Consider the following 26,403-nt stretch of genomic DNA (forward strand, 5'->3'; position numbering starts at 1 on the left):
GTCATTGAACATTCACATCAGATCGAAACCCTGTAATATCAACCACAACATTGTTTAAGGAAAAGCTATGTCGTTGCTACAGACCTATCAAGCCATTGCCGAACAAGAATGGATCGATATTCCGCAGGGTTGGTTACAAGGACGCACCATTTATGGTGGGTTGGTGGCAGGCTTGATGATGCAAAAAGCTCAGTATTGTATTGCTGATCCTGAAAAGCGCTTACTCAGTAGCAGCGTGACTTTTGTTGGACCTGTACAACAAGGTCGGGCACGTCTTACAGCTGAAATTCTGCGGCAGGGTAAGTCAGTCACTAGCATTGAGGTGCGTTTGTGGCAGGATGATGCAGTACAAAGCATTTTAATTGCCAGTTTTGGTGCGGCACGTGAATCCAGCATTGTGGTGCAACAAGAACGTACTGCGCCCAATTTTCCACCTGCAACGGAATTGCCTGTTACACAGCATCATCCTTTAGCACCTGAATGTTTTCAGCAGATGGATTTGGTTTGGTCTGAAGGACAATATCCGTTTACTGCTAGTCATAAACCTGATTTTGCAGGCTGGATGCGTTTTAACCCAAAACAGCATACGAATCGTGCCATGACCATTGCCGATTTGATGGTGGCTTTTGATATGTGGCCGCCTGGAGTACTGCCGATGTTTGAGCAGCTCGCTCCTGCCAGTTCACTGACTTGGCATGTGACCTATGTCAATCCTTTGCAAAATCAGCTGCAAGATTGGATGAAATATAAAGTTTTTACCGATCATGCTAGCGGTGGTTATGCCACAGAATATGCGCACTTATGGGATGATCAGGATCGGCTAATAGCGATTGCCCGACAGACCATCACCGTGTTTGCCTAGTGACACCTACTAGCATTTCGTATAAAGTGAAGCCTATTCACGATGACAAATCCTCAAAAAACTTGTGAATATGCAGCGTAAAGAGGGGAAACATTGGCGGTGTCTATGACAACAGGTCGTATCCTGAACATTCCAAATATATTAACTTTGGCTCGAATCGCCTTGATTCCTGTTTTTTTGTTGGTGGCGTATTGGCCGCCTGCAATGGGCGTAAATGGTTATGATGGTGGCATGACGCGTCATATTATTTTGACGTCTATTTTTGTGATTGCTGCTGTGACCGACTGGTTTGATGGCTATTTGGCACGCACTTTGAATCAGACCTCTGCATTTGGGCGCTTTTTAGACCCTGTGGCCGATAAACTTATGGTCGCTGCGGCATTGATTGTTTTAGTGCAATGGCAACCGACTATTTCTATGGCTTTTGCCGCGATTGTAATTATTTCCCGTGAAATTACCGTATCTGCCTTACGAGAGTGGATGGCTGAACTCGGCGCACGTACCAGTGTGGCGGTGTCTACAGTGGGGAAATATAAAACAGCATTCCAAATGATTGCGATTTCAGTGTTCTTATTGAACTGGCAACCATTGGAAATGGTGGCTTATTTGTTGCTCTATACTGCTGTAATTCTAACGCTTTGGTCGATGTTTATTTATTTAAAAGCGGCATGGCCATATTTGAAACAACCTTAAATATCGTGATTCTTCATTAAAAAGTGCTTCTGATTGAAGCACTTTTTGATTAACTATGGGTTTCTTCCTCGGCATCATCCTCATAAGTTTTGGCAATTTTTTCAATATTTAAACTTTTTGCCATCGCATCAAAAATTTCTTTATAAACCCCATTTTGATGATAAAGCGCATCATGTTCGCCATGTTCCGCAATCCTGCCATCTTTCATGACATAGGTGTAATCGGCATCAATAATTTGCGATAAGCTATGTGAAATGATGATGACCGTACGCCCTTGTTTGATTTCATCGAGGCTTTGTTTGATTTGTTCGGTTGCAATGGCATCCAGACTAGCAGTCGGTTCATCTAAAAAAATAATAGGTGGATTTTTCAGGAACATTCGAGCCAGGGCAATCCGTTGTTGTTGACCGCCTGAAAGCATGAGGGCATCTGCGTCATAAGCCTGAGGCAATTGCAAAATTTGTTCGTGAATAGAGGCTTTTTGGGCTGCCAGAATCACATCTTCCAAGCTTGCATCAGTTTTGCCATAACGAATATTTTCAAAAATAGAGCCTTGGAAAATATGATTTTTTTGCAAAACCAAGCCGATATGGTCACGCAAATATTGAGTGTCGATGTGGTTAATATCAATCCCATCGAGCTGAATTGTTCCCTGTTGTGGTTCATAGAATTTATCTAATAAACTGATCAGGGTCGATTTTCCTGCTCCCGACAATCCCACCAATGCGGTAATTTTATTGGGCTGAATCTGCATTTGAATGTCTTTGAGTGCATGATGTCCATTCGGATAAAAAAAGTTTACCTGTTGCAGATCAAACTGCCCTCGAATAACTGGTTTAAGCGTACCACTTGGCTCAATTTCATGCTCGGCTTCCAAAATTTGAAAGAAGCTTTCTGAATAGATCATTGCATCATTGACTTCATCATAAATACGATGCAATGAGCGAATTGGGGCAGAAACATTGCCAAACAGCAACACGTGATACATGATCATGCCGATGCTCATTTGTCTATCTAACACAAAATAAGCAGTTAAAATAATAATCAGCACCACGCCAATTTGTTCAATAAAGCTTTTTAAACCATCAAATAAAAAACTGGTTTGGCGGGTCTGCATTTGATTGTGGGTCAGTTTTTTCTGCAGGGTGAGTTGTTTTTCTGCTTCGATGCTTTCTCTGTTAAATGATTTAATCACGGTAATTGAGTTGATGATGCTGAGAATCCCTTGGCTTTTTTTCTCACGTCCATCACGTAAATTACGTCGCCAGCTTCCTAGTTTTTGTGCCTGCTGATAGGTCAGCCAAAAATAAATAGGCACAATGAGTGTCGCGACCAAGCCCACATAAAAATTGGCATAATACATTAAGCCCAAAGCCACAATTGCACTGGTAAAGAGTGGCAAAATATCAATAAAGAAAATTTGCACTAAGCGGGTGAGCGAACCAATGCCACGATCTATACGTGTTTGTAATTTACCTGCTTGGTTGTTGTCCTGATTAAAAAAGGCCAGTCGATAACGCAAAAATTTCTCAATAATGCCCTGTGCCAAATCTTGTGACACAAAAATGCGTAGTTTTTCACCATAAAACTTCTGTCCAAACTGCACAAAGGCATTGATGATTTCTTTACCCAGCAAAATGGCTGAAATGGTGATTAAAATGTGCCAGCCTGCAGACAGACCTTGTCCTGCCTCAATTAAGGCGTTAATACGGTCAACAGCGTATTGTAAAGTTAGTGCATTGACTTGAGCTGTTAATGAGCCGATGAGCGTTAAAACTAAGGTAGCAATCACCAAGAGCTGATAAGGTCGAACGAAGGGACGCAATTTTTGAAATAAATGCCATAAATTCATAAGCTATTATTGTTATAAGAACGATGATTTTAAGTCTAAGGATGAACTTCACGACTCACAAGCCAAAAAGCTGTGTCATTTTGTGAGCAGTCCTGATCCTTGTTTTAGATTAAACAATAAGCTATTCAGCATAGGAATGACCATGAATCTAGAATTGTTTGCACCTGAGCGTTGTGACAACGTACTGCCTTATGACGGCATTGTGCAGGACTATGGTTTGGTGCTGAGTGCGGAGCATAGTGAGCGTTATTTGCAGTATTTTCTGCAACATTTGGCATGGCAGCCTGATGAAGGTCTGCTCTTTGGTCAGTATTATCGGACACAGCGCCAAGTGGTATGGTATGGCGATGAGCAGTATCAATATCGTTATTCGGGAGCAGTTAAGCAGGCACTGCTATGGCAGCCTGCTTTGTGGCGATTGAAACAGCAAATTGAACAGTGGGTCGGGCATCCCTTTAATTCATGTTTGGCCAATTTATATCAAGATGGTACGCAGGGCTTGGGTTGGCACAGTGATGATGAGCCGAATTTAGGCAGACACGCTGTCATTGCATCTTTGAGTTTGGGGGCAACCCGTAAATTTTGTTTTCAGCATAAACACCGCGCCAACAAGGTTGAGCTACTGTTGCACAGCGGTCAGTTGTTGGTCATGCGTGGCACGACACAACACTATTGGAAACATGCCTTAATGAAGTCCAATAAAATTATACAACCCAGAATTAATCTGACCTTTCGCTATTTTCACACGGCTATTGAATAAAACTTGATTTAGCACTCTAAATCCTTATTCAGGAATAAATTTTAATTGTATTTAAATTCAGTGCTTTAAGGTATCAATAACCTAAATCTTTAAGTGAGTTCTATACTAAAACTGGTATTCAGTACTTCCACCTGTTTTTCAATTTGTTCTGCATTGTCCTGCAAAATTTCAATCAGTTTTTGCAAATTGACAAATTCAAAACGGTTTTTAGATGCCAGCAGCGTCAATGCATAAGGTGCATCTTTAGATGAAAAACGAATCGGTACAGATAAGCCTGCAATTTCTGCATCGAGTTCGCCGTTAGAAAAATAATAGCCTTGTTTTTTGATTTTGCGCATTTGCTGCAAAAAGTCATCTTCATCTTGTGCAAAATTGACTTGTGCCAATTCGTTAGAAAAACGTTGGTAATAGTCTAAAATTTTAGCTTTAGGCAGATGTGCCATAATAATTTTTGGCGATGAGCCGACATAAACAGGACGTGGGCAGCCGCGACCATAAGACAGCAAAGGCGTATCTTTAAAGATTTCGTGATGCACATCAATGCAGGAATCTTGATTGAGTTGGGTCAGCAAACAGCAAAATTCAGTACGTTCCGCAATTTTTTTCATAAACGGAATACTGATGGTGACCAATGGATCGGTCGTGCGAGAGATAAAATCCAATACTGCAATTTTTGGCCCTAGGGTGTAATCTCCCGATGTGCCACTCATGCGCTGCAACAACTCTGCCGAAACCAACTCTTTTAAATAGCGGTAACTGGTGGGCTTAGATAAACCGAGTTCCTCACTAATGGTATCTACATTAATGACAGGACGTGCGGTTGAAAATAAGTCTAAGACTGTGAGAATCTTGCCAAAGCTAGACAGTGCCATGCGGATTTACCCATTCACACCAAAAGGATGGTGTCACTTTATATCAAAAAATCGCCAGACCAATAGACTTTTTAAAGATGATCTTAGGCATTCTAACGATCAATATCCCAATTCTTTCGTTTGTCGTTGTTATCTATTCAGAAACAGGATTTAAGGCTGAATGCCGTGAGGCTCACGATACCAGCTTTCAATCAATAGTGCTGCGGCAAGACTGTCGGCTGCGAGCTTTTTGCCACGCCCTTGGGCTTGATAATGATCAAGCTCATCACGTGCTTCACGTGTGGTTAGGCGTTCATCGACCATTAGGGTGTTGATATTGCTTTGATGGCGTAAGCGTCTGGCAAACTTACGTGCACGGGTAGACAGTTCCGACTCGCTATCATCCATATTTAAAGGTAAGCCCACTAGAAATAATTGTGGCTGATGTTGCTTGATGATTTTCAGCAAGTTTTCCCATTGTGGAATGCCATCTTTCATGGGGAAGAGGGCGAGAGGGGTCGCACTTTCAATCAGTGCCTGCCCCACAGCCATGCCCATTTTTTGCGTACCGAAGTCAAATGCCATAATGGTTTGGGCTTGTGTTGTTTCAGGCATGACCAATCTCTGAAGATAACCATGTTGGATCTACGCCCATTTTACGATAAGCGGCATCCCAACGGTCGTCATAAGGTAAATTGAAAATCAAGTCCATGTCCGATTCACAAATGAGCCAATCGCCACGGGCAATTTCTTGTTCCAGTTGCTGTTTGCCCCAACTGGCATAGCCCAAGGCAATTTGGTAACGTCCAACGCCTTCGTTGTGGGCAATCGCATCTAAAATATCTTTAGAGGTGGTGATACAGACATTTTCACCAACAGCGATAGATGAATGCCAAGTTGGCTGCCCTGTGTGTAAAACAAAACCTGCCTCAGGTCGTAATGGACCACCTTGTAGAACTTCGTGAGGATGCACATTATCTGCGTCTATATCTAAATCATTGAGTAATTCTTTGATTTGGATACCCGATGGACGGTTGATAATAATGCCTTGCGCACCGTCTTCATCATGACGTGCCAAATAGATGACGGTGTTTGCAAAAAACTCATCATTCATATCGGGCGGGGCTATGAGACAGCGATGCGTCAGATATTGTTTAGTCACCTAAGCAATTCTCCTTAAAAACAGTTGCTTCTAGAAAAACCTATTCCTTTAGGATACACGTTACTTGAGCTTTGTGATTTCACCAAGCTCTTTTTGTGACAGCGTTGGTTTTTAAGCCTGTTGAAACTTCAATTGGCGTAATTGTTTGGCGTGTTGCAGGGTGGTGTCATTAATTTCAACGCCGCCTGTCATGCGTGCCAATTCTAAAATACGCGCATCTTCTTCTAATTCAACAATGGTGCTGCTGGCAGGGTCGGTCTGACGCTTTTTCACTAAAAGGTGTTGATCAGACTGTGCTGCCACTTGTGCTTGGTGGGTAATACATAAAATTTGAACGTGTTGCGCCAAACCTGCGAGTAAGCGCCCCACAATTTCTGCGGTACCACCACTAATCCCGACATCAATTTCATCAAAAACCAAAACTTCAGCTTCGGTTTTTTCGGCATTCATGACTTGCATGACCAAGGCAATCCGCGATAATTCGCCACCAGAAGCCACACGTGCTAATGGCTGAGCAGGAATACCTTTGTTGGCAGTAAACAGTAGTTGAATAAAACTTAACCCCTCCGCAGAAACCTGCTCTAAAGGTTCAAACTTAAATTCAAAATGTGCCTCAGGCAGTGCCAACTGTTTGACTTGCTCGGTCAGTTGTTTGGCAAGTGGTGCGGCTGCTTCACGACGGATGTCATCTAAATGTTGTGCTTTGGCTAAAAAGTCCTGATGTGCCACTTCGACTTGTTCTGCCAAAGTTTCAGGGTCTTCAAGTTCATGTAAAGCAGTGAGCTCAGTTTGCCAAGTATCAAATTCTTGTTTTAATAATTCAGGTTGTGTGCGGTATTTACGCGCTAAACGATGAAAGACTTCTAATTTTTGATTCAGTTCTTCCATGCGTTCAGGGTCAAAGCTTTGACGATCAATAAACTGACGTAAATTGGCTGTCGCATCATCTAATTCACTTTGCGCATTTAACAATGAGTTATAAATTTCTGATAATTGTTCACTGCGTCCCGCATGAGATTCCAAGCGGCGAATAATCGAAGCAATTTCCTGAGTGATATTTTGCTCGGCTTCGTCTAAGGCATTTAAGCTATAACTGCAGTCCTGCATGATATGTTCATGATGGCTTAGGCGATCAAACTCTTGTTCAATCTCCTTATAATCTATTTGTACCAGTTCTTCGAGTTCTTCGAGTTGTAAGTTTAGGGTTTCGATGCGCTGCTTGCGAGTTGCCTGTGCATCCAGCGCTGCCTGATGCTGTCGGATATTTTTTTGCCAGGTACTATAAGCATCACGTACTGCTTGGGCAGGGGTATAAAAATTATAATAACGATCAAGCCAGTGCTTTGGATAAGGCGGTTCCAACAATTGTTGTTGGCTGTGCTGGCTATATAGCTGTACTAGCAAGCGTCCAATTTCTTTCAGCTCTGACAAACTGCTTGGGCGTCCATTAATCCATGCCTTGCTGCGTCCTGTGGCAAAAATTACCCGACGTAAATGGATTTCACCAGACTCATCATCTAATTCATGTTCTTTTAGCCATTGTGCTTCAGGGCTATTGTTCTGATAACTGAAACTCGCAGTCACATCGGCTTTATCTGAGCCAAAACGCACATAATTGGTATCGGTACGTTCACCTAAACAGGCAGAGAGTGCATCTAATAGTAAGGATTTACCGGCACCTGTTTCCCCTGTGAGAACGTTAAAACCTGTTTCAATATCCAGTGCTAAGTGGTCGGCAAGGGCAAAGTTAATCAGTGTTAAATGAGTCAGCATAAACGCATCCAAGCTGCGAAAAGTGTCAGTGAAAGAGAGTTAAGTTTTGGAAATGCCATAACAAGGCTGTTATTTTCGTCTGTTTAATTCTAGCTTAAATTGCAGCACAAACAACAAAAAATGTACCCGATAAGCATCCTATATAAAACGCAAGACTCGTTGATCATTTCATTGGATGGTCATTAAATTGCAGTATATTCACTTGGGGAGTTTTCGGTGCTGCTTGATATGGTGGAACTTAAACGATATAGATACTATTCGTGATCTGTTTCACATTCAGATTTAGCACTTTAGTGGGGAAGAATCTAGAGCAGAGTACTTTGCATGCCTCTGGCATTGGCTTAGACTGTGCTGTCAGCGTGTTGCATGCTGCGTATTGAAACATTGTTCAATTTACGCAAAGCCCACTGTAAACACAGATTGATTAGTTCTGAGGACAGAATTAAACTACATCAGTCAAAAATATAAAAACGCGTTACCTGGAGAACACGCATGTCAGCTCAGTTTGATCATGTATCAGTTGTGAAAAAGTCGAATGTCTATTTTGGTGGGCAATGCATCAGTCACACGGTGCAATTTGAAGACGGTACCAAAAAAACCTTAGGAGTAATTTTACCGACTGAACAAGCCTTGACTTTCGAAACGCATGTACCTGAACGTATGGAAATTATTTCAGGTGAATGTCGTGTCAAAATTGCCGATAGCGAAGAAAGTGAATTATTCCGCGCGGGTCAATCGTTCTATGTGCCTGGCAATAGCCGTTTCAGCATCGAAACCGATGAAGTGCTCGATTACGTGTGCCACTTAGAAGGCTAATCAGCCGATAATAGGGTATTGAATTAAGATTTCATTTTTCTCCTGCTTGAGCACCCAATCAAGCGGAATTGAATCAAGAAATTTTCACCCGAATCGGTTAAACTAGATCTTATTGAAATCCTGTAAAGTCAGCTTTGCAGGATTTTTCGTTTTCGCTGGTTTATTGGTGCATTAATTAGAGGTCGTTCATGGCAAAACCTGAATATTATTATGGCGTTCACTCGGTGGAGTCATTATTGGAGCTTGAGCCAGAGCGCGTCTTAACTCTTTTTACCTTAAAAGGGCGTGATGATCAGCGTTTACAAAAAATTTTAGAACTTGCCGAACCATTTGGCATTAGTGTGCAAAAAGCCAGTCGTGACAGCTTGGAAAAACTGGCAGGTTTGCCTTTTCACCAAGGAGTGGTGGCTGCAGTGCGCCCACATCCAACCCTGAATGAAAAGGACTTGGATGCCTTGTTGCAGACTGATAGTAAGCCTTTACTTTTGGCGCTCGACCAAGTCACCGACCCGCATAATTTAGGTGCGTGTATCCGTACTGCCGCTGCGATGGGGGTTACTGCCGTGATTGTGCCGCGTGATCGTTCAGCAAGTTTGACCCCAACTGCACGCAAAGTAGCTGCAGGTGGTGCAGAAAAAGTCAAATTTATCCAAGTGACCAATTTGGCACGTACTTTGGCGCATTTGAAACAAGAGTTTAATGTGCGCGTGGTAGGTACGATGCTGGATGAAAAAGCTTTGCCAATTCAGCAATTTGACTTTACAGGCACAGCAGTATGCGTAGTCATGGGGGCAGAAGATACAGGTTTACGCCCAATTACCCAGTCACAATGTGATCAAACTGTATTTATTCCAATGGCAGGTAATTTGCAAAGTCTAAATGTTAGTGTTGCAACAGGCATGGCATTATATGAAGCTTGCCGTCAGCGTCAGGCTTAATTGCTGATTTTGTATTTGCTATTCTATTGATGTTTTCAACACAGTGATTCGTCTGTCTCCGCAAAAGCAAGGTTATGCTTTGGTGCTTGTTACCATGTGTATTTGGGGTGGTTTTACCCTAACTGCTCGGCTGAATGCACAATGGCAGATCAGCGCTTGGGATATTACCGCCTTACGCTTCGCTTTGGCTTTTTGTATTTTAATGCCGATTCTCATCTGGAAAAGAGATACGGCATTTTTATGGAAAAAAGAGCCTTTTATTTTGGCAATGATTGGCGGAGTGGGCTATTGCCTGACTGCGTATAGCGCTTTTCATTATGTACCTGCTGCTCATGCTGCTATTTTTCTGAATGGTTGTATTCCTGTTTGTACCGCTATTGCGGCTTGGGTATTATTTCGAGTGCCTTTTGACCGACATACCTGGATCAGTATTGTAATTATGCTGACTGCCATTGCGGGTATGAGTGCGCTGATGTATCAAGAAACAGGTGTTGCCTTTGGACTTGGGGATGGACTGTTTTTTATCAGCGCTATTTGGTGGGGTGTGTTTACGGTTTTATTAAGACAATGGAAGCTTTCCGCTTGGCATGCTATGGCGGGTGTCGCAATTTGGTCGGCAATCGTCTATGTCCCGATTTACGTACTGTTTTTCCCGAAACAACTCAGCACACCTGAACCGATTCATTTATTGCTGCAAACTATTTTTCATGGAGTGTTTGTGGTGATCATCGCAACACTTAGCTATGTCGAGGCAATTAAGCGTTTGGGAGCATTCAAAACTGGCAGTATTGTGACCTTGGCGCCGTTTATCGCTGCGATTCTTGCTGTCCCTTTATTGGGTGAACCTTTGAGTTTAGCAATTTTATGTGGCTTGGTGGGTATGGGGATTGGTGCTTTGCAACCTTGGCGTTGGTGGGCCCGACCTGACAGCTTAAAAGCTCAACTTGAACAGCAAAAACAACAGTCAGATTAATTTGCTTACTGCATCGCTCGCTTTAAATACTGCTGATGCAATACTTCAAGTTTGCTATACAAATGATCTAAATGCCCATCATTTAGCACAATGTCATCGGCTAGGCGTTGTTTTTCAGCACGTGGCATTTGTGCTTGAATAATTTTATGAATTTGCTCAACCGTTTGACCATCACGTTGTGAAGCACGGTGAATTTGTAGGGCTTCAGTAGCATCAATCAATAATGTATGTCGGGTCAATTGATGTTGATTGGTTTCAAACAAGAGTGGTGAAACCAAAACCACATAGGGACTGTCGGCAGTATCTAATTGTTGAATAATCGATTCACGAATTGCAGGGTGGGTGATTTTTTCAAGTGCTTGTCGTGCACTTGGTTCTTTGAAAATGTGTTCACGTAATGCGCGACGATCTAGTTCGCCATTTTCAAGTAAAACCCAATCGCCAAAGTGTTGTTGAATTTGCTTTAAGGTAGGCTGTCCTTTTTCAACCACTTCACGTGCAACAACATCCGCATCGACCACAACAATGCCTTGGGTCTCGAACCACGCACTGGCTGCAGACTTGCCACTGCCAATTCCTCCTGTTAGACCCAAAACAAAACGCATGTGCTGTCCTTATTGTCCCAAATATACTTTCATGATTGGCTCGCCCCATAAAAAGGCAATCCAACCCGCAATGGCGATATACGGACCAAACGCGAAGGGTTGGTTTTCTTTACGCACTTTTAACAGAATAATGCCAATAATCGCCCCAACTAAGGAAGAAAGCAGCACAATCAGAGGCAACATCATTGGCCCCATCCATGCACCTAAAGCGGCAAGGAGCTTAAAGTCACCATAGCCCATGCCTTCTTTGCCTGTGATGATTTTAAATAGGTAATACACCACCCACAGGCACAGGAAGCCAATCACATAGCCCCAAATTGCCGATGTCGGTGAAGTATAGATGGCATAGCTGTTAACCGCCAAACCCAGTGCAGCCAAAGGCAAGGTGTAACGGTCTGGCAAGAGTTGTGTATCAAAATCAATGAAGGTGAGTGCAATCAAGGTATAAGTGAGCAGCAAACCAAACAGCATTTGTACAGTTGGGCCAAATACCGCAAGCACAATCAGGGCGCAAACAGCGGTTAATACTTCAATCATTGGATAACGTACGCTGATCAGGTTTTGGCAGTTGCTACATTTACCGCGTAATACCAACCAACTCAGCACAGGAATATTTTGATACCAACGAATTGGGTGGTGACATTTGGGGCAGGTCGATGCAGGTTTGCTCAGGGTGATTTTACTTTCATCAATAATGGCTTGTTCAGGATGTAATAACATTTGGCAGTCATTACGCCACTCCTGTTCCATCATTTTTGGGGTGCGGTAAATCACCACATTCAAAAAACTGCCAATACATAAACTAAAAAGTCCAACTGCGATATAGAGCGCAGTTGGATTTTGGATAAAGTACGCGATTAATTCTTGCATTAAACCACAGAACCCATTTGGAAGATTGGAAGGTACATGGCGACAACTAAACCACCCACTAAAATACCCAAGACAGACATAATCAACGGCTCCATCATTGAGGTTAAGCCATCTACTGCGTTGTCGACTTCGTTTTCATAGTGGGTTGCGACTTTATCTAGCATGGCATCTAGCGCACCTGATTCTTCACCAATGGCTACCATTTGCACTGCCATAGACGGGAATTTATTGGTGACACGCATGGCGAATTGTAGCTGTTGACCTGTCGCAACATCATCACGAATTTTCATCACGGCTTCTTCATAGACCACATTATTGGTTGCCCCAGCGGTAGATTCCAAGGCATCAATTAAGGGTACACCAGCAGCAAAAGTAGTGGCTAAAGTACGGCTATAACGTGCAATAATCGCTTTATAGACCAAGTCACCAAAAATAGGCGCTTTCAGTGCCGCTTTGTCTAAGAAGTCACGGAATTTTTTACTGCGTTTTTTAGTTTCCAAGAAACCTGCAATGATGACCCCAATCACAATAATCAGAATAAACCAGTATTTCTGCATCCATTGTGACATGTTCACCACCATTTTAGTGAAGGCAGGCAAGTCCGCACCAAAAGAGCTAAACAACTCTTCAAACACAGGTACGACTTTCACCATCAAAATAATGGTCACAATCACGGCCACCACAATGACCGTTGCAGGGTATTTCATGGCTTTTTTAATTTTTTGTTTGAGTAACTCACTCTTTTCTTTATAGATCGCGACACGATCTAGCATGGTTTCTAGGGCACCCGATTGTTCACCAGACTCGACCAAAGAACAAAATAGGTTGTCAAAATATTGAGGATATTTACGCAATGCGCCAGCAAAGGTATTCCCGCCTTCCACTTCACCTTTAATGCCTAAAACCACTTCACGCATGGCGGGGTTTTCAAGACCTTCGGCAACAATCTCAAAGCTTTGTACCAAAGGCACACCTGCTTTCATCATAGTGGCAAGCTGACGCGTGAAAATAGTGATGTCTAAGGTCGACACCCGTTTTTTCATTAAGCCTTCAAGAATATTCTTTTTCTTTTGGCGAATCGTCTTGATGGTAATCCCTTGTTTACGCAATGTGACCTTTGCCAAGGCCATATTACGCGCTGGAATTTCCCCTTTTAACTTAGCCCCTTTGCGGTCAATCCCTTCATAAACGAAGGTGGGCATCATCTGTGCTTTTTTGACAGCCATGCGTATTTATCCTTATTTTAAATTTTACAACTATTCACTGGTCACACGATTGACTTCTTGCAATGAAGTCACCCCCTGCATGACCTTAAGTAACCCCGAACGACGCAGATTGTTAAACCCCGATTTTGCTGACGCATCAGCAATTTGGATGGCATTACCATCCTCCATAATAATTCTAGAAATTTCTGGTGTGACTTTCATCACTTCATAAACACCAACACGTCCTTTATAACCTTCACGGCATTCAGAACAGCCTACAGGTTGATAGACCTGAAATTCTGGATTGCTCAAATCGGCTTCAGTAAAGCCCATTTCCAATAAGCTTTGTTTTGGAATATCGGAAGGAGCTTTGCAATGCGGGCATAGGCGTCGTGCCAAACGCTGTGCAATGACGAGGTTTACCGAAGTTGCGATGTTAAAGGAAGGAACGCCCATATTGCGTAAACGCGTTAAAGTTTCTGGCGCACTGTTGGTGTGGAGGGTAGATAAAACCATGTGACCTGTTTGGGCTGCTTTAATTGCAATTTCTGCAGTTTCAAGGTCACGAATCTCACCCACCATGACAATATCAGGGTCTTGACGTAAGAAAGATTTCAGAGCGGCAGCGAAGGTTAAGCCCACTTTATTGTTGACGTTAACCTGGTTGATGCCTTCTAAGTTAATTTCCACAGGGTCTTCGGCAGTGGAAATGTTGGTATCTTCTCTGTTTAAGATATTTAAGCCTGTATATAGCGATACCGTTTTACCCGAACCCGTTGGACCTGTAATCAGTAACATGCCTTGCGGTTTTTCTAAGGCTTCCATGAACAATTCTTTTTGTTCTGGTTCATAGCCCAAAGCGTCAATCCCAAGCATCGCGCTAGATGGGTCAAGAATACGCAGTACGATTTTTTCACCGAACAATGTTGGCAACGAGTTCACACGGAAGTCGATGGATTTATTTTTAGATAGTTTTAATTTAATACGACCATCTTGCGGGACACGCTTTTCAGAAATGTCCATTTGGGACATCACTTTTAAACGTGATGCCAAGCGGTTAGCTAACTGTAAGGGTGGGGTGGCAATTTGACGTAATACACCATCGACACGGTAACGCACTCGATAGGTTTTTTCATACGGTTCAAAGTGTAAGTCCGAAGCACCCATGCGAATTGCATCAATCAGTAATTTGTTGATGTATTTAACAATTGGGGATTCATCACCCTGCGGTTCATCTTCTGCAGCTTGTTCTGGTTCGCTGTTACCCTCTTCAAAGTTGAGATCGAAGTCATCATCTTCAAATTCAAAAGCAGACTCACTCGCAAAGTTTTGTTCAATCAGTTTTACCAATTTATCGTGTTCGACCACAATGGCTTCAATATTCATTTTACTGTTGAAACGAATGGCATCCATTGCTTCGATATTGGTCGGGTTACTGGTTGCAACATAAAGCAGATGATTGCGTTTAAAAATAGGCAATATGCAATATTTGCTGAACAGTTTTTCATCAATGCCTTCACGCACGATGAGCGCAGAGTCATACACGCTTAAATCAAAAATAGGTTCGCCAAACTCATTAGAAATTTTTTCAGCAATGATTAAAGGCGCGATATTTAGGTTTTGAATGAGATAGGGAACAATATCAACATTATCTTTTTGTGCGGCTTTAATGGCAGTTTGCATATTTTCAGCAGAAACGAGCCCATCTTCGACCAAGCGTCGAATAAAACCTGTAAATCTAGGTGTAGCTTGTTGTACTGACATTCCCCAACGTCCTCAAAATCAAGATTGTTTATAATTGGTATCTTAAAATTATACTTTTGTTGCACAAAAATACCATATCTGAAAGTGCTGTCACCACCTAAGTATCGCCTAAAAGCATGAACCAGTTACATTAATCTGCTAAAAAAATTGTAAGTCCTGCCATGAAAAGATACTTCATGCAGCAGTTTGATGCAAAGCTTGCACAAAAAACTCAGCAGAAATGTGATTTGCGTGTAGAATGTGCGCGATTAAATGAATTGTTTTTGTAGGTTATTCTATGTCGGCTACGACGATTAAGCCTTGGGTGGTTGGCAATTGGAAGATGAATCCGATGCATGCCGATGCTCAGCAACTTATTTCTGAATTTAAAACATTATTACAAGACAGCCCTGTAGAGGCTGAAAAGTGTCATTTGGGGATTGCACCTGTCACTTTGGCTTTGACACAAATTCAAGCTGCATTGAGCGAAGCAGTACGTCCTGTCTATACCGTTGCACAAGACCTTTCCCGTATTGCGGGTATGGGTGCCTATACGGGCGAAGTCAGTGCAGAATTGCTGAAAGACAGTCAAATTGATTATGTATTGGTTGGGCATTCAGAACGTCGTGAACTTTTTGCAGACACACCAAGCATTTTGAAAGAAAAAGTTAAAAATGCCTTGCAGGCAGGTTTGACAGTTATTTATTGTGTGGGTGAAAGTCTGCAACAACGTGAAAGTGGTCAGGCAGAGCAAGTTGTTTTGCAACAAATTTGTGATATTGCTGCCGTGGTTGAGGCTGAGCAATGGCAACAGATTGTGATTGCCTATGAACCTATTTGGGCAATTGGCACAGGCAAGACCGCATCACCTGAAGATGCGCAAAGCATGCATGCAAAAATCCGTGAAGGTTTAAGCCAAATCACCGCTTATGCTGTGACTCTACCGATTTTATATGGTGGTAGTGTAAAACCAGAAAATGCCGTAGAGTTAGCAGCCTGCCCAGACATTAATGGTGCTTTGGTCGGTGGTGCATCTTTAAATGCGGCATCGTTCCATCAAATTGCGCAAGCCTTTGCAAATACACAATAATGAGGAGTTCAGCATGCAAACATTTGTGCTGGTAGTACATATTATCTTAGCCATTTTAATGATTGGACTAATTTTGGTTCAGCATGGTAAAGGTGCAGATGCAGGTGCTTCTTTTGGTGGCGGTGGTGCGGCAACCGTATTTGGTGCGTCAGGTTCAGGCAACTTTTTAACCCGTTTAACGGCAATTTTAACAGCCTTGTTTTTTGCAACCAGTTTAACTTTAGCGGTGTTTGCCAAGAAACAAACCACAGGCGCATATAGTTTGCAGACTGTACAAACGACTGCACCTGCACAGCCTGTATCGCCTGAAACTTCACCAACTGCGCCTAAAAGCGCTGAATAATTTTATTTAGCACTTTCTTTTTTCGCATGATGCGACTAGAATGCGTCACAGCTGCGGTGGTGGTGGAATTGGTAGACACGCTACCTTGAGGTGGTAGTGCTTTCGGGCGTGGGGGTTCAAGTCCCCCCTTCCGCACCAACTTATAATCCAGAAAACATAAGTTGGTGTTAAGCAGCAAATCTGTTGATGCGGGATGGAGCAGTCTGGTAGCTCGTCGGGCTCATAACCCGAAGGTCGTTGGTTCAAATCCAGCTCCCGCTACCATTTTTTAGTGGTTTGGTAATGCCTGTTTTGATTAGTTGACTGTCCGTCGGGCTCAACTCTTGATAACTTGGCGAAGGTCGTTGGTTCAAATCCAGCTCCCGCTACCAATCAATCCTAAGCTTATCGTGAATTAAGCGTAGGCAACTTAAATTATTTTAGGTTGAGATAAGTATTTACATGTTGTTGCGGGATGGAGCAGTCTGGTAGCTCGTCGGGCTCATAACCCGAAGGTCGTTGGTTCAAATCCAGCTCCCGCTACCATTTTTTAATGGTTTGGTAATGCCTGTTTTGATTGGTTGCTTGTCCGTCGGGCTCAACTCTTGATAACTTGGCGAAGGTGGTTGGCTAAATCTAGCTTCCGCTACCAATATTTTAAAAGTGTGATTATGCTCTAATATGAGTTTTACGCTTTATACTGACTAAGGTGCAACTTAAGTCAGGCAAAAATGCTAAGTTTGATTGAAAACTTATTCATATTTGTATATAATTTTTGCACGTTGATGCGGGATGGAGCAGTCTGGTAGCTCGTCGGGCTCATAACCCGAAGGTCGTTGGTTCAAATCCAGCTCCCGCTACCAAGTTTCTAATGGTGTGGTACGTTAGTTTTAGTTGATTGAATTCAGCATAATAAACTAGCAAAGATGGTTAGATTTAGTCTAATCCCCGCAACCAAGTTTCTAAAGAGGCTCACAACTAGGTGGGCCTTTTTGCACAGTGGATATTGGTTTTACTGTGCAAGAATAGGGGCGATTACGCCCTTTTTTATTGGCTATCGTGTAGTGTCGATACAAGCCGTGCGCGGCCTAAAGTCAAAGTGTCATGTTTCACTACTACTATAGTTTGTATGAATGTGTAGTGGTCAAATAAGACCATTGAACCGCAGCAGAATGACGAGAGTAAATGAAGCTATCAAATAAAACTCAAGCACTTCAGGACTTAATTGCGCCAGCAGTGCAAGCATGTGATGTGGATCTTTGGGGAATCGAGTTTATTCCACAAGGTAAGCGTTCTTTGTTACGTATTTATATCGACAAAGCTGTCGATGAAAATGCAGAACCTGTCTTAAATGAAGATGGCGAATTAGAGCAAGGTCGCGGTATTGGTGTACAAGATTGTGTACGTGTAACCCAGCAAGTTGGTGCAATGCTTGATGTGCATGATCCAATTTCAGGTGAATATGCGCTTGAAGTGTCATCACCGGGTTGGGATCGTCCATTTTTCCAATTAGAGCAATTGCCTGCATATATTGGGCAAACCATTGCGTTACGTTTAATCAGTGCTGTAGAAAACCGTCGTAAATTTCAAGCGAAATTGGTTGCTGTAGATCTGGAAAATGAAACCATTCAGGTCGAAGTGGAAAAACAGCAGGTATTGGAGATTGACAGTCACAATATTGATAAAGCAAACCTGATTTACCAAGATTAATCAAATTAATAAGAATCTGAACGAATAGGTGACTTATGGCACGTGAAATTCTTACCGTCGTTGAAACGGTTAGTAACGAAAAAGGTGTAAGTCGTGAGGCAATTTTTGAGGCGCTTGAACAGGCTCTTGTTGCTGCGACGAAAAAGAAATTCTACGAAGGCACAAACTCAGAAGAAGCACGCTTACGTGTGGAAATTGATCGTAAAACAGGTGACTACAGAACTTTCCGTCAGTGGGAAGTGGTGGCAGATGAAGATCATGAAATGCCTGCATGCCAAGATGCAATTTCTGATGTAGATCCTGCAAAGTGGTCAATTGGTGATATTCGCGAACTTGAAGTTGAGTCAATTGACTTCGGTCGTATTGCTGCGCAAATTGCCAAGCAAGTGATTGTGCAAAAAATTCGTGAAGCAGAACGCGCGTTGGTTGCAGATGCTTATGAAGCTAAAGTAGGCGAGCTGATTTACGGTGAAGTGAAAAAGCAAACCAAAGATGGCTTTATTATTGATTTAGGCGACAATGCAGAAGCATATTTGGCGCGTGAAGAAATGATTGCCAAAGAGATTTTGCGTCCTAAGCAGCGTGTGAATGCAATTTTGTACAGTGTGAACCGTGAAGGTCGTGGTGCACAATTGTTGTTGTCACGTGCTAAGCCTGAAATGCTGATTGCGTTGATGAAAAAAGAAATTCCAGAAATTTCTGAAGAAATCATCGAAATTAAAGCCGCAGCGCGTCAGCCAGGTGTACGTGCAAAAATTGCAGTAAAAACCAACGACCATCGTATTGACCCTGTAGGTGCATGTATTGGTATGCGTGGTACACGTATCCAAGCGGTACAGCAAGAGTTAAATGGTGAGCGTATTGATGTTGTGGTGTGGTCTGATGATCCAGCACAATATATCGCCAGTGCTTTAGAGCCAGCCGATGTATCGGGTATTGTGATTGATGAAGAAGAACGTACTGCCGACATTATTTTCGCAACCAGCGATCAGTTGGCACGTGCAATTGGTTCACAAGGTCAAAACGTACGTTTAGCCTCTGAACTCACAGGTTATAAGCTGAACATGATGCTTGAAGAAGAGTATCACGCACGTCAGCAAAATGAAGCGCAACAATACTTAGACTTGTTTGTTTCACGTCTAGACATTGCTGAAGATTTGGCGATGGCATTGGTAGAAATGGGCTTCACTTCATTAGAAGAAATTGCGTATGTTCCTGCGGAAACATTTGACGAAATTGATTTAGATGAAGAACTTGTTGAAATGTTACAAGGCCGTGCCAAAGAAGTGGCTTTGGCAGAAGCATTGCAACAGCAAGAAAATATCCAAGATCCGAGTGAAGAACTTCTAGCAATGGAAGGCATGACACAAGAGATCGCTTATGCGCTTGCCGCTCGTGGTGTCATTACAGTTGATGATTTAGCTGACCAAGCGACTGACGATATCGAAGATATAGAAGGTTTAGGTACAGAAAAAGCGGGTCAATTGATTATGAAAGCGCGCGAATCATGGTTTAACTAGGAGGTAATATATGACGGACAAGTCGATTAAAGAGTTAGCGCTCAGTGTAGGTCGTCCAGTTGAGAAACTCCTGGAACAGGTTCGTGACGCAGGTTTACCACAGCGTAACGCTGACGATATTATTTCCACGGAACAACAAAGTACCCTAGTGAACCATTTAAAAAAGGTTCACGGTCAAGAGGGTAAAGCAGGACAAATCACGTTGAAACGTAAAACCACCAGTACCGCTAAAGTGGCAAGTACTTCGGGCAAAGCGAAAACGATTAATGTAGAAGTTCGCAAGAAGCATACATTTGTAAAGCCAGATCCTGAACAGATTAAAGCGGAAGCACTGGCAAAAGCACAGGCGGAAGCAGCTGAAAAAGCGCAAGCAGAACAGCAAGCACGTGACGTGGCAGAAAAGAGCAAAGTGAAAGCAGACGCGCCTCAAGCAGGTGCCGCAAAAGCGAAACAAGCTTTAGATGCAATGCGTGCAGCAGCCAAGCAAGAAACAGCCAAGCAAGAAGTTGCAAAAGCTGCGGTTGTGGTGAAACGTAAGTCAACCAACAAGCCAATTGTGAAGCAAGCAGTGAAAGTCACTGAAACACCTGAGCAAAAGAAAGCGCGTGAAGCGCAAGCAGCTCAGTTGAAAGCGACTGAAGAAGCAGCACGTCGTAAAGCTGCTGAAGAAGCGCAGCAACGTACGCTTGAGCAAATGCGTCAGATGGCATCTAAATACTCAAATGAAGATGCAACCGCTACCATTCGTGTGGTAGATGATTCTCCATTGGCGGCTGGTCTTGTGGGTCAGGCTTATGAAGATTCATTTGCCAAAGAAGACCGTGAAATCAAGCGTGGTACCAGCACCACCAATACACGTTCACCGAAAAAAGGTGGTCGTCGTGGTCAGGAAGAACAGTCTTTCAGCCAAAACTCACATAAACGCGGTTTGAAAACGAGCCAAGCCAACAAGCACGGCTTTGAAAAACCAGTTAAAAAACAAGTTTATGATGTTGAAATTGGTGCAACGATTGTGGTTGCGGACTTGGCTGCAAAAATGGCAGTTAAAGTACGCGAAGTTATTAAATCACTCATGAAAATGGGTGAGTTAGTTACGCAAAACCAAGCGATTGAGCAAGAAGTTGCAGCACTTGTAGTTGAGGAAATGGGCCACAACCCAGTTCTAGTATCTGATACGCAAGCTGAAGATAACTTACTTGAAGCTGCTGAAGAGGCACGTGGTGTTCAAACGACACGTCCACCAGTGGTGACCATCATGGGTCACGTTGACCATGGTAAGACATCATTACTTGACCGTATTCGTCGTGCCAAAGTGGCTGCAGGCGAAGCGGGTGGTATTACCCAGCACATTGGTGCATACCACGTACAAACCGATAAAGGCATTATCACCTTCTTAGATACACCGGGACACGCAGCGTTTACTGCAATGCGTTCACGTGGTGCGAAAGCGACAGATATCGTGGTATTGGTCGTTGCGGCAGATGATGGTGTGATGCCACAAACTGCAGAAGCCATTGACCATGCGCGTGCAGCGGGTACGCCAATTATTGTGGCCATTAACAAAATGGACAAAGAATCGGCTGATCCAGACCGCGTATTGAATGAATTGACCACCAAAGAAATCGTACCTGAACAATGGGGCGGTGACGTACCTGTTGCAATGGTTTCGGCGCATTCAGGTCAAGGTATTGATGAACTTCTTGACTTAATTTCAATTCAAGCAGAAATGATGGAATTGAAAGCATCTGAAGAAGGTGCAGCGCAAGGTGTGGTGATTGAAGCGCGTGTAGATAAAGGTCGCGGTGCAGTGACGTCAATTCTGGTACAAAACGGTACTTTGAATGTAGGTGACTTGGTACTTGCAGGTTCATCTTATGGTCGCGTACGTGCCATGACTGATGAAAACGGTAAGCGTATTAAATCTGCAGGTCCTTCAATTCCAGTTGAAATTTTAGGTCTACCTGAAGCGCCAATGGCAGGTGACGAAGTTCTTGTTGTAAATGACGAGAAGAAAGCACGTGAAGTTGCCGATGCGCGTATGGATCGTGAGCGTCAAAAACGTCTTGAGCGTCAAAGCGCAATGCGTCTTGAAAACATCATGGCATCAATGGGCAAAAAAGACGTTCCATTTGTCAATGTGGTATTGAAGACCGATGTACGAGGTACTTTGGAAGCCTTGATTGTTGCATTGGGCGAGTTGTCTACCGATGAAGTACGTGTACGTGTGATTGGTTCAGGCGTAGGTGCGATCACTGAGTCTGACGTTACGCTTGCAGAATCTTCAGAAGCTGTATTACTGGGCTTTAACGTACGTGCTGACAATACTGCGCGTCAAAAAGCCGATGCCGATGGTATTGACATTCGTTACTACAGCATCATCTATCAATTAATTGATGATGTGAAAGATGCGATGAGCGGTAAGCTTGCACCTGAACACCGTGAAACTATTTTGGGTGTTGCAGAAGTGCGTGAAGTGTTCCACTCAAGTAAGTTCGGTGCAGCTGCAGGTTGTATGGTACTTGAAGGCGTACTTCACCGTAACAAACCAATTCGCGTATTACGTGATGATGTGGTGGTATTCCAAGGTGAGCTTGAGTCACTTCGTCGTTATAAAGACGTGGTGGAAGAAGTTCGCGCAGGTATGGAATGTGGTCTTGCAGTAAAAGGCTATAAAGACATCAAACCACTTGATAAGATTGAAGTGTACGATGTTCAATTGATTAAACGGAGTCTTTAATGGCGGGTAGTCAACGTCTGAAGCGTATGGCGGATACAGTACAGCGTGAGCTGTCAGAACTGATTCGCCAAGAGCTGAAAGATCCACGCTTAGGTGGTCTTGTGACCATCTCTGCAGTGAAGGTGAGCCCAGACTTAGGATATGCGGAAGTGTACGTGACTGTCATGGGACGTGAATTAGGCGATGAGCAAAGCGAAACGGCAAATAAAGAAACCTTGGATGTGTTGAATAAAGCATCAGGCTTCTTGCGCCATGAGTTAAGCCGTCGTATTAAGACACGTATTACCCCGCGTTTGCGTTTTCACTACGATAAAACCAATGCCTATGGTAACTATATGTTTGGTTTGATTGCAGAAGCGGTAAAAGATTTACCTCCTGCAGCACCTAAGCAAGATGAAGAATAAATCAGTGATGATAAAAAATGCCACCTTCGGGTGGCATTTTTTTGTCTATCATGTTTGAGCTTTTGCAATGTAAGCAAGGTTATATCGGATACGATGCTTTTTTTAATGCCTGACTAATATTCTAGACCAAATCATCATGGGACTTTTTTTCATAACGATGTAAATTACGACGTTGGCGTTGCCACGGTAATGGACGGTCTAAGGTTTCAGGCACATTGCCACTCATCGAACGTAAACGTAAATGCAGTGCTGCCTGTGCCATTAAATTGGCAGAAACAGGCGCGGTAATAAACGCAAATAGGGTGATTAATACTTCTGCAAAGCCAAATCGTCCTTCAAATGCCGCATAAATAATGGCTGCAATTAAGAAACTGCCTAGTCCTAAAGTGCTGGATTTTGTAGGGGCATGCAGTCGCATAAATAAGTCGGGTAGGCGAACCATGCCAATGCCGCCCACCAACATGAAAAATGCGCCAATAATTAAAAAGAATGACACTAAAATTTCCATGAGTAATTGCATGTTCATTCTCCTTAATCAATCACATGACCACTGGTGAAGTAACGCGCCAGTGCTGCAGTAGACACAAAGCCTAGCATCGCCACCAATAACGCACCTTCAAATAATGAGGTACTGGTCCAATAGATACCCAGAACCACCACCAAGCAGGTCGCATTTAAAAACAAGGTATCCAAGGCCAACAGGCGGTCTACAATAGAAGGGCCAATAATCAGACGGTATAGACACATAAACATGGAAAGCGTGATCGCAACCATGCAGATTCCAAGTGCATAAGGCAGAATCATCATTGCTTTTCTCCTGACTGCGCACCAAAAATTTCAATCAGTGGTTTTTCATAACGATTTTTGATGTCTTGAATATCTACACTTTCATCTTCAGTGTTTAAGGCATGTACCAAAATATCGCCACGATCTTGGTCGATACCGGCAGTGACCGTGCCCGGTGTGGTGGTAATGATCATCGCCAAAATACTGTTGACCTGTTCGTGTTGTGTTTCGAGAGGGACACGGAACCATTTTGGCTGCATGCGATCTGTCGGGCCAAGTACCAGTTTAGCCACACGAATATTAGAAATCATAATATCCCAGACCACCACAAAGAATAGGCGACTGGCTGCAGTCCAATTGATGTCTGGTGTACGCGTGATAAAGGGCTGGATCAATTTAGGAATTAGTAGTGCTAAGACTAGTGCCATCAATAGATTCCCTGCAGAAACACTATGCGCCAACATCAGCCAACTCAGTGCCACTAATACAGATACAAATGGGTGAGGCAGCAGGTTGTCCCAAAACGAAGTTTTCGATGTCGTTTTTTGCATGTTTAGGGCTCCGCAGGTTTGAGTTGAGTATCGCTAGGTTGCTGCGCTTCCTCACGATTTTGCTGTTGAATTTGACGTTGTTTATAGTCAGAAATATGTTCACCTTCCAAGGTATTTGGATGAATCACGTATGGAATTAGATGTGCATTGGCATCGATTGCTTCGCCACCGTACTTGGTTTCAGGTAAGTACAATGGATCATAAGGTTGTACGCTAATCACATTTCCAGTACGGTCTTTTTTCAGAATCAGTGCTTCATAGGCAGCATTATGTTGAATTTGCTGTGCAGTATTCAGCATATATTGCTGAATTGGATTGGCAAATACGACGTACAGCACTAAACCCGTCAGGAGCAAATAAATGACACGGTCATTGCGGGGCGGAGCAATTGCAGGCAATGTCTGATATTCGTCATAGGCTTTAGTTTGTATATCATCTTCAGGTTTGGTCGCGCGCCAAAACAAAATAAAGCCGACACGAGTGAACGCAATAATACTGAGCAAGCTGACCAAGAGAATGATGCCAATAATCCAGCCTTGATGCGCCATATTGGCAGTAGCTTGCAAAATAAAGACCTTGCCCAAAAAGCCACTAAACGGTGGTAAGCCAGCCATCATTAAGGCAATGATGAAGTACGTGATAGCCAGTATTTTATGTTGCTTCATTTGCGGGGCAATGTTGAAGTGATCTTTAAATGCGCCACGTTGTGAGGTAATCCAACCGCACAGCAAATAGAAAGCCGCTGCAATTAAGGTACTGTGTACCAAGTAATACAGTGCAGCTGACCATGCCTGTGTGTTCAGCATTGAAATAGCAATCAGGATGGTACCAATTGAAGACAGCATCATAAAACCGACAAAGCGACGTAAGCGCTCTGCACCAATCGCGCCAATGACCCCATACAGTGAGGTAATCAGACCAATCGGCAGTAACCAGTCTTGTAGGATTTTATGGCTCAGTTCATCGTCAAATACGGTTCCATTGACCCGTAAAATCGCATACACACCGACTTTGGTCATGATGGTGAATAAGGCTGCCACAGGAGTTGTTGCCACAGCATAGGTTTTAGGTAGCCAAAAACCGACAGGAAGCATGGCAGCTTTAATACCAAACACCACAAATAACAGTAAGCCACCTGCCACCGCAATTTTATGTGCATCAGCATCGAGTAGGGGAATCAGGTGAGCCACATCGGTCATGTTTAAACTGCCGACACTGCCGTAAATCATCCCCAAGCCAATCAGGAAAAGGGCAGAGGCTAATAGGTTGATGGTGACGTAATGAATCCCGAGTTGAAAACGTGCTTTGCCTTGACCGTGCAATAACAGCACATACGAAGCTAGCAGTAATACCTCAAAGAATACGAACAGGTTAAATAAGTCACCTGTGAGGAATGCACCGCAAAGTCCCATGAGCAGGAAATGCACCATGGTGTGAAAATAGCGACCACGCTCATCCCATTTTTTGCTGGAAAACCAGAGCAATGGCAAGGCAAGTGAATAAGTCAATACCAACATGAGGGCAGACAATTGATCTAGCACCAAAACAATGCCAAATGGTGCGGCCCATTCGCTCAAGTTATAAACAATAATTTGTCCGCTGCTGACTTGGATTAAATAGCTGATCGCAGTGATTAAACCGAGCGTGGCAGAGATCTGACTAATACCACGACGCCATGGCTGACGCCAGTCATGTGAGAGTGAACCAAAGCCCGGATTACCTAATAGCACCAAAATAAATGCGGTAAAGGTTGGAATTAAGATGCTAAAGATAGGTGAATGCTGTAGCCAAAATTGGAGGAAATCAGTCATTATGGCTCATCCTCACGTGGGTCAAGTAGTGGATATTCTTCTTTGGCATCGACGTGGTCTGTCCCTGTTTCATAACGGCTACGCAACGCCAATTGCACAATAAATGCAGTGGTGGCAAAGCCAATCACAATTGCAGTTAACACCAAGGCTTGCGGTAATGGGTCAGAGACTTTCGCGGCTTCAGTCAAAATTGCAGGCGCATTGGTCTGAATACGCCCCATACTAAATAAGAAAATATTGACTGCATAACCAATCATCGCTAAACCCAAAACAACAGGAAAGGTACGGGCACGTAAAATTAAATAAATCCCTGTCGCGACTAACATCCCAATGGCAGACGCAATTAAAAACTCGATACTAATCATTGCA

At 43.3% G+C, this 26,403-nt stretch carries 26 protein-coding genes and 4 tRNA genes; 16 read left to right on the forward strand and 14 right to left on the reverse strand.

Annotated features, from left to right (window positions below; translation table 11 throughout):
* The first annotated feature begins 67 nt into the window (after positions 1-67).
* Both HX743_RS01670 and pgsA read left to right on the forward strand, forming a co-directional pair.
* Complete coding sequence (locus HX743_RS01670) at positions 68-862, forward strand: thioesterase family protein (RefSeq protein WP_178318336.1); 795 nt, start codon at positions 68-70, stop codon at positions 860-862.
* 105 nt (positions 863-967) lie between these two features.
* Positions 968-1,555, forward strand: coding sequence for a CDP-diacylglycerol--glycerol-3-phosphate 3-phosphatidyltransferase (pgsA, locus tag HX743_RS01675; RefSeq protein WP_004975835.1), 588 nt, complete (start codon positions 968-970; stop codon positions 1,553-1,555).
* Between the two features lie 49 nt (positions 1,556-1,604).
* Here pgsA and HX743_RS01680 read toward each other — a convergent pair whose 3' ends face one another.
* Entirely contained in the window at positions 1,605-3,407 is a 1,803-nt protein-coding gene (locus tag HX743_RS01680) for an ABC transporter ATP-binding protein (protein WP_154321120.1), read from the reverse strand.
* 142 nt (positions 3,408-3,549) lie between these two features.
* Between HX743_RS01680 and HX743_RS01685 the strand changes: the two genes are divergently transcribed.
* Complete coding sequence (locus tag HX743_RS01685; RefSeq protein WP_004975838.1) at positions 3,550-4,167, forward strand: alpha-ketoglutarate-dependent dioxygenase AlkB; 618 nt, start codon at positions 3,550-3,552, stop codon at positions 4,165-4,167.
* Positions 4,168-4,256: 89 nt separating this feature from the next.
* Here HX743_RS01685 and HX743_RS01690 read toward each other — a convergent pair whose 3' ends face one another.
* The 4 genes from HX743_RS01690 to recN all read right to left on the reverse strand — a co-directional run bounded on the left by HX743_RS01690 (position 4,257) and on the right by recN (position 7,953).
* Entirely contained in the window at positions 4,257-5,039 is a 783-nt protein-coding gene (locus HX743_RS01690) for an IclR family transcriptional regulator (protein ID WP_004975841.1), read from the reverse strand.
* A 150-nt stretch (positions 5,040-5,189) separates the two neighbouring features.
* Positions 5,190-5,633 (reverse strand): Holliday junction resolvase RuvX, encoded by a 444-nt coding sequence (gene ruvX, locus HX743_RS01695; protein WP_104852952.1) that lies wholly within the window; start codon positions 5,631-5,633, stop codon positions 5,190-5,192.
* Entirely contained in the window at positions 5,626-6,180 is a 555-nt protein-coding gene (locus HX743_RS01700; protein ID WP_004975844.1) for a YqgE/AlgH family protein, read from the reverse strand. Before HX743_RS01700 ends, ruvX begins: the two co-directional genes overlap by 8 nt.
* A gap of 111 nt (positions 6,181-6,291) precedes the next feature.
* Entirely contained in the window at positions 6,292-7,953 is a 1,662-nt protein-coding gene (recN, locus tag HX743_RS01705; protein ID WP_178318337.1) for a DNA repair protein RecN, read from the reverse strand.
* 492 nt (positions 7,954-8,445) lie between these two features.
* Between recN and HX743_RS01710 the strand changes: the two genes are divergently transcribed.
* The 3 genes from HX743_RS01710 (at position 8,446) to HX743_RS01720 (ending at position 10,680) form a co-directional block, all read left to right on the forward strand.
* On the forward strand, positions 8,446-8,769 hold the full coding sequence (locus HX743_RS01710) for a pyrimidine/purine nucleoside phosphorylase (protein WP_004975854.1): 324 nt from the start codon (positions 8,446-8,448) through the stop codon (positions 8,767-8,769).
* A 188-nt stretch (positions 8,770-8,957) separates the two neighbouring features.
* A complete protein-coding gene (gene rlmB / locus HX743_RS01715; RefSeq protein ID WP_178318338.1) occupies positions 8,958-9,707 on the forward strand; it encodes a 23S rRNA (guanosine(2251)-2'-O)-methyltransferase RlmB in 750 nt (249 codons plus the stop codon).
* 52 nt (positions 9,708-9,759) lie between these two features.
* Positions 9,760-10,680 carry a DMT family transporter gene (locus tag HX743_RS01720; RefSeq protein ID WP_178318356.1) on the forward strand — a complete coding sequence of 307 codons (921 nt, stop codon included), beginning with the start codon at positions 9,760-9,762 and terminating at the stop codon, positions 10,678-10,680.
* Positions 10,681-10,685: 5 nt separating this feature from the next.
* Here HX743_RS01720 and coaE read toward each other — a convergent pair whose 3' ends face one another.
* Genes coaE through pilB form a run of 4 tightly spaced genes read right to left on the reverse strand, consistent with a single transcriptional unit; the run spans position 10,686 to position 15,124 of the window.
* Positions 10,686-11,285 (reverse strand): dephospho-CoA kinase, encoded by a 600-nt coding sequence (coaE, locus tag HX743_RS01725; protein WP_004975860.1) that lies wholly within the window; start codon positions 11,283-11,285, stop codon positions 10,686-10,688.
* Positions 11,286-11,294: 9 nt separating this feature from the next.
* A complete protein-coding gene (locus HX743_RS01730) occupies positions 11,295-12,155 on the reverse strand; it encodes an A24 family peptidase (RefSeq protein WP_178318339.1) in 861 nt (286 codons plus the stop codon).
* Positions 12,155-13,381, reverse strand: a complete 1,227-nt coding sequence (locus HX743_RS01735) for a type II secretion system F family protein (RefSeq protein ID WP_004975864.1) — start codon at positions 13,379-13,381, stop codon at positions 12,155-12,157. Before HX743_RS01735 ends, HX743_RS01730 begins: the two co-directional genes overlap by 1 nt.
* A gap of 30 nt (positions 13,382-13,411) precedes the next feature.
* Positions 13,412-15,124: a type IV-A pilus assembly ATPase PilB gene (pilB, locus tag HX743_RS01740; RefSeq protein ID WP_178318340.1), complete on the reverse strand. Its 1,713-nt coding sequence runs from the start codon at positions 15,122-15,124 to the stop codon at positions 13,412-13,414.
* 277 nt (positions 15,125-15,401) lie between these two features.
* On the opposite strand from pilB, the gene tpiA reads away from it, so the two are divergent.
* The 10 genes from tpiA (at position 15,402) to HX743_RS01790 (ending at position 22,886) form a co-directional block, all read left to right on the forward strand.
* Positions 15,402-16,193: a triose-phosphate isomerase gene (tpiA, locus tag HX743_RS01745; RefSeq protein ID WP_178318341.1), complete on the forward strand. Its 792-nt coding sequence runs from the start codon at positions 15,402-15,404 to the stop codon at positions 16,191-16,193.
* 13 nt (positions 16,194-16,206) lie between these two features.
* The gene (gene secG, locus HX743_RS01750) at positions 16,207-16,536 is read left to right on the forward strand and encodes a preprotein translocase subunit SecG (protein ID WP_004975868.1); all 330 of its coding nucleotides are present in this window, start codon (positions 16,207-16,209) and stop codon (positions 16,534-16,536) included.
* A gap of 53 nt (positions 16,537-16,589) precedes the next feature.
* A tRNA-Leu gene (locus HX743_RS01755) sits at positions 16,590-16,674 on the forward strand.
* 49 nt (positions 16,675-16,723) lie between these two features.
* Positions 16,724-16,800 (forward strand) — tRNA-Met (locus tag HX743_RS01760).
* Positions 16,801-16,984: 184 nt separating this feature from the next.
* Positions 16,985-17,061, forward strand: a tRNA-Met gene (locus tag HX743_RS01765).
* A 240-nt stretch (positions 17,062-17,301) separates the two neighbouring features.
* Positions 17,302-17,378, forward strand: a tRNA-Met gene (locus tag HX743_RS01770).
* 322 nt (positions 17,379-17,700) lie between these two features.
* Positions 17,701-18,225, forward strand: a complete 525-nt coding sequence (rimP, locus tag HX743_RS01775; protein ID WP_004975871.1) for a ribosome maturation factor RimP — start codon at positions 17,701-17,703, stop codon at positions 18,223-18,225.
* Positions 18,226-18,260: 35 nt separating this feature from the next.
* A complete protein-coding gene (gene nusA, locus HX743_RS01780) occupies positions 18,261-19,745 on the forward strand; it encodes a transcription termination factor NusA (protein WP_178318342.1) in 1,485 nt (494 codons plus the stop codon).
* A 10-nt stretch (positions 19,746-19,755) separates the two neighbouring features.
* Entirely contained in the window at positions 19,756-22,482 is a 2,727-nt protein-coding gene (gene infB, locus HX743_RS01785; protein ID WP_178318343.1) for a translation initiation factor IF-2, read from the forward strand.
* On the forward strand, positions 22,482-22,886 hold the full coding sequence (locus HX743_RS01790; protein ID WP_004975876.1) for a ribosome-binding factor A: 405 nt from the start codon (positions 22,482-22,484) through the stop codon (positions 22,884-22,886). The genes infB and HX743_RS01790 overlap by 1 nt, the downstream gene beginning before the upstream one ends.
* Before the next feature lie 121 nt (positions 22,887-23,007).
* Here the strand turns inward: HX743_RS01790 and HX743_RS01795 are convergent, their stop codons facing one another.
* Genes HX743_RS01795 through HX743_RS01815 form a run of 5 tightly spaced genes read right to left on the reverse strand, consistent with a single transcriptional unit; the run spans position 23,008 to position 26,399 of the window.
* Positions 23,008-23,406 (reverse strand): Na+/H+ antiporter subunit G, encoded by a 399-nt coding sequence (locus tag HX743_RS01795; protein WP_136144283.1) that lies wholly within the window; start codon positions 23,404-23,406, stop codon positions 23,008-23,010.
* A gap of 11 nt (positions 23,407-23,417) precedes the next feature.
* Positions 23,418-23,693, reverse strand: a complete 276-nt coding sequence (locus HX743_RS01800) for a monovalent cation/H+ antiporter subunit F (RefSeq protein WP_004975880.1) — start codon at positions 23,691-23,693, stop codon at positions 23,418-23,420.
* On the reverse strand, positions 23,690-24,223 hold the full coding sequence (locus HX743_RS01805; protein ID WP_136144282.1) for a Na+/H+ antiporter subunit E: 534 nt from the start codon (positions 24,221-24,223) through the stop codon (positions 23,690-23,692). Before HX743_RS01805 ends, HX743_RS01800 begins: the two co-directional genes overlap by 4 nt.
* 2 nt (positions 24,224-24,225) lie before the next feature.
* Positions 24,226-26,034 (reverse strand): monovalent cation/H+ antiporter subunit D, encoded by a 1,809-nt coding sequence (locus HX743_RS01810; RefSeq protein ID WP_136144281.1) that lies wholly within the window; start codon positions 26,032-26,034, stop codon positions 24,226-24,228.
* Positions 26,034-26,399, reverse strand: a complete 366-nt coding sequence (locus HX743_RS01815) for a Na+/H+ antiporter subunit C (RefSeq protein ID WP_019836072.1) — start codon at positions 26,397-26,399, stop codon at positions 26,034-26,036. The genes HX743_RS01810 and HX743_RS01815 overlap by 1 nt, the downstream gene beginning before the upstream one ends.
* Positions 26,400-26,403 lie beyond the last annotated feature (4 nt).

Origin of the sequence: Acinetobacter sp. Swhac1 (genome assembly GCF_013390985.1) — a bacterium.
GTDB lineage: Bacteria > Pseudomonadota > Gammaproteobacteria > Pseudomonadales > Moraxellaceae > Acinetobacter > Acinetobacter towneri.

Coding starts and splice junctions, on each gene's coding strand:
- pilB (WP_178318340.1), bottom strand. CDS start 15,124: ATGTCAGTACAACAAGCTACACCTAGATTTACAGGTTTTATTCGACGC.
- infB (WP_178318343.1), top strand. CDS start 19,756: ATGACGGACAAGTCGATTAAAGAGTTAGCGCTCAGTGTAGGTCGTCCA.
- HX743_RS01800 (WP_004975880.1), bottom strand. CDS start 23,693: ATGATGATTCTGCCTTATGCACTTGGAATCTGCATGGTTGCGATCACG.
- tpiA (WP_178318341.1), top strand. CDS start 15,402: ATGTCGGCTACGACGATTAAGCCTTGGGTGGTTGGCAATTGGAAGATG.
- HX743_RS01730 (WP_178318339.1), bottom strand. CDS start 12,155: ATGCAAGAATTAATCGCGTACTTTATCCAAAATCCAACTGCGCTCTAT.
- HX743_RS01680 (WP_154321120.1), bottom strand. CDS start 3,407: ATGAATTTATGGCATTTATTTCAAAAATTGCGTCCCTTCGTTCGACCT.
- HX743_RS01710 (WP_004975854.1), top strand. CDS start 8,446: ATGTCAGCTCAGTTTGATCATGTATCAGTTGTGAAAAAGTCGAATGTC.
- HX743_RS01670 (WP_178318336.1), top strand. CDS start 68: ATGTCGTTGCTACAGACCTATCAAGCCATTGCCGAACAAGAATGGATC.
- HX743_RS01805 (WP_136144282.1), bottom strand. CDS start 24,223: ATGCAAAAAACGACATCGAAAACTTCGTTTTGGGACAACCTGCTGCCT.
- ruvX (WP_104852952.1), bottom strand. CDS start 5,633: ATGCCTGAAACAACACAAGCCCAAACCATTATGGCATTTGACTTCGGT.
- HX743_RS01795 (WP_136144283.1), bottom strand. CDS start 23,406: ATGCAATTACTCATGGAAATTTTAGTGTCATTCTTTTTAATTATTGGC.
- rlmB (WP_178318338.1), top strand. CDS start 8,958: ATGGCAAAACCTGAATATTATTATGGCGTTCACTCGGTGGAGTCATTA.
- rimP (WP_004975871.1), top strand. CDS start 17,701: ATGAAGCTATCAAATAAAACTCAAGCACTTCAGGACTTAATTGCGCCA.
- HX743_RS01690 (WP_004975841.1), bottom strand. CDS start 5,039: ATGGCACTGTCTAGCTTTGGCAAGATTCTCACAGTCTTAGACTTATTT.
- nusA (WP_178318342.1), top strand. CDS start 18,261: ATGGCACGTGAAATTCTTACCGTCGTTGAAACGGTTAGTAACGAAAAA.
- recN (WP_178318337.1), bottom strand. CDS start 7,953: ATGCTGACTCATTTAACACTGATTAACTTTGCCCTTGCCGACCACTTA.
- HX743_RS01790 (WP_004975876.1), top strand. CDS start 22,482: ATGGCGGGTAGTCAACGTCTGAAGCGTATGGCGGATACAGTACAGCGT.
- HX743_RS01815 (WP_019836072.1), bottom strand. CDS start 26,399: ATGATTAGTATCGAGTTTTTAATTGCGTCTGCCATTGGGATGTTAGTC.
- HX743_RS01685 (WP_004975838.1), top strand. CDS start 3,550: ATGAATCTAGAATTGTTTGCACCTGAGCGTTGTGACAACGTACTGCCT.
- secG (WP_004975868.1), top strand. CDS start 16,207: ATGCAAACATTTGTGCTGGTAGTACATATTATCTTAGCCATTTTAATG.
- coaE (WP_004975860.1), bottom strand. CDS start 11,285: ATGCGTTTTGTTTTGGGTCTAACAGGAGGAATTGGCAGTGGCAAGTCT.
- HX743_RS01810 (WP_136144281.1), bottom strand. CDS start 26,034: ATGACTGATTTCCTCCAATTTTGGCTACAGCATTCACCTATCTTTAGC.
- pgsA (WP_004975835.1), top strand. CDS start 968: ATGACAACAGGTCGTATCCTGAACATTCCAAATATATTAACTTTGGCT.
- HX743_RS01735 (WP_004975864.1), bottom strand. CDS start 13,381: ATGGCTGTCAAAAAAGCACAGATGATGCCCACCTTCGTTTATGAAGGG.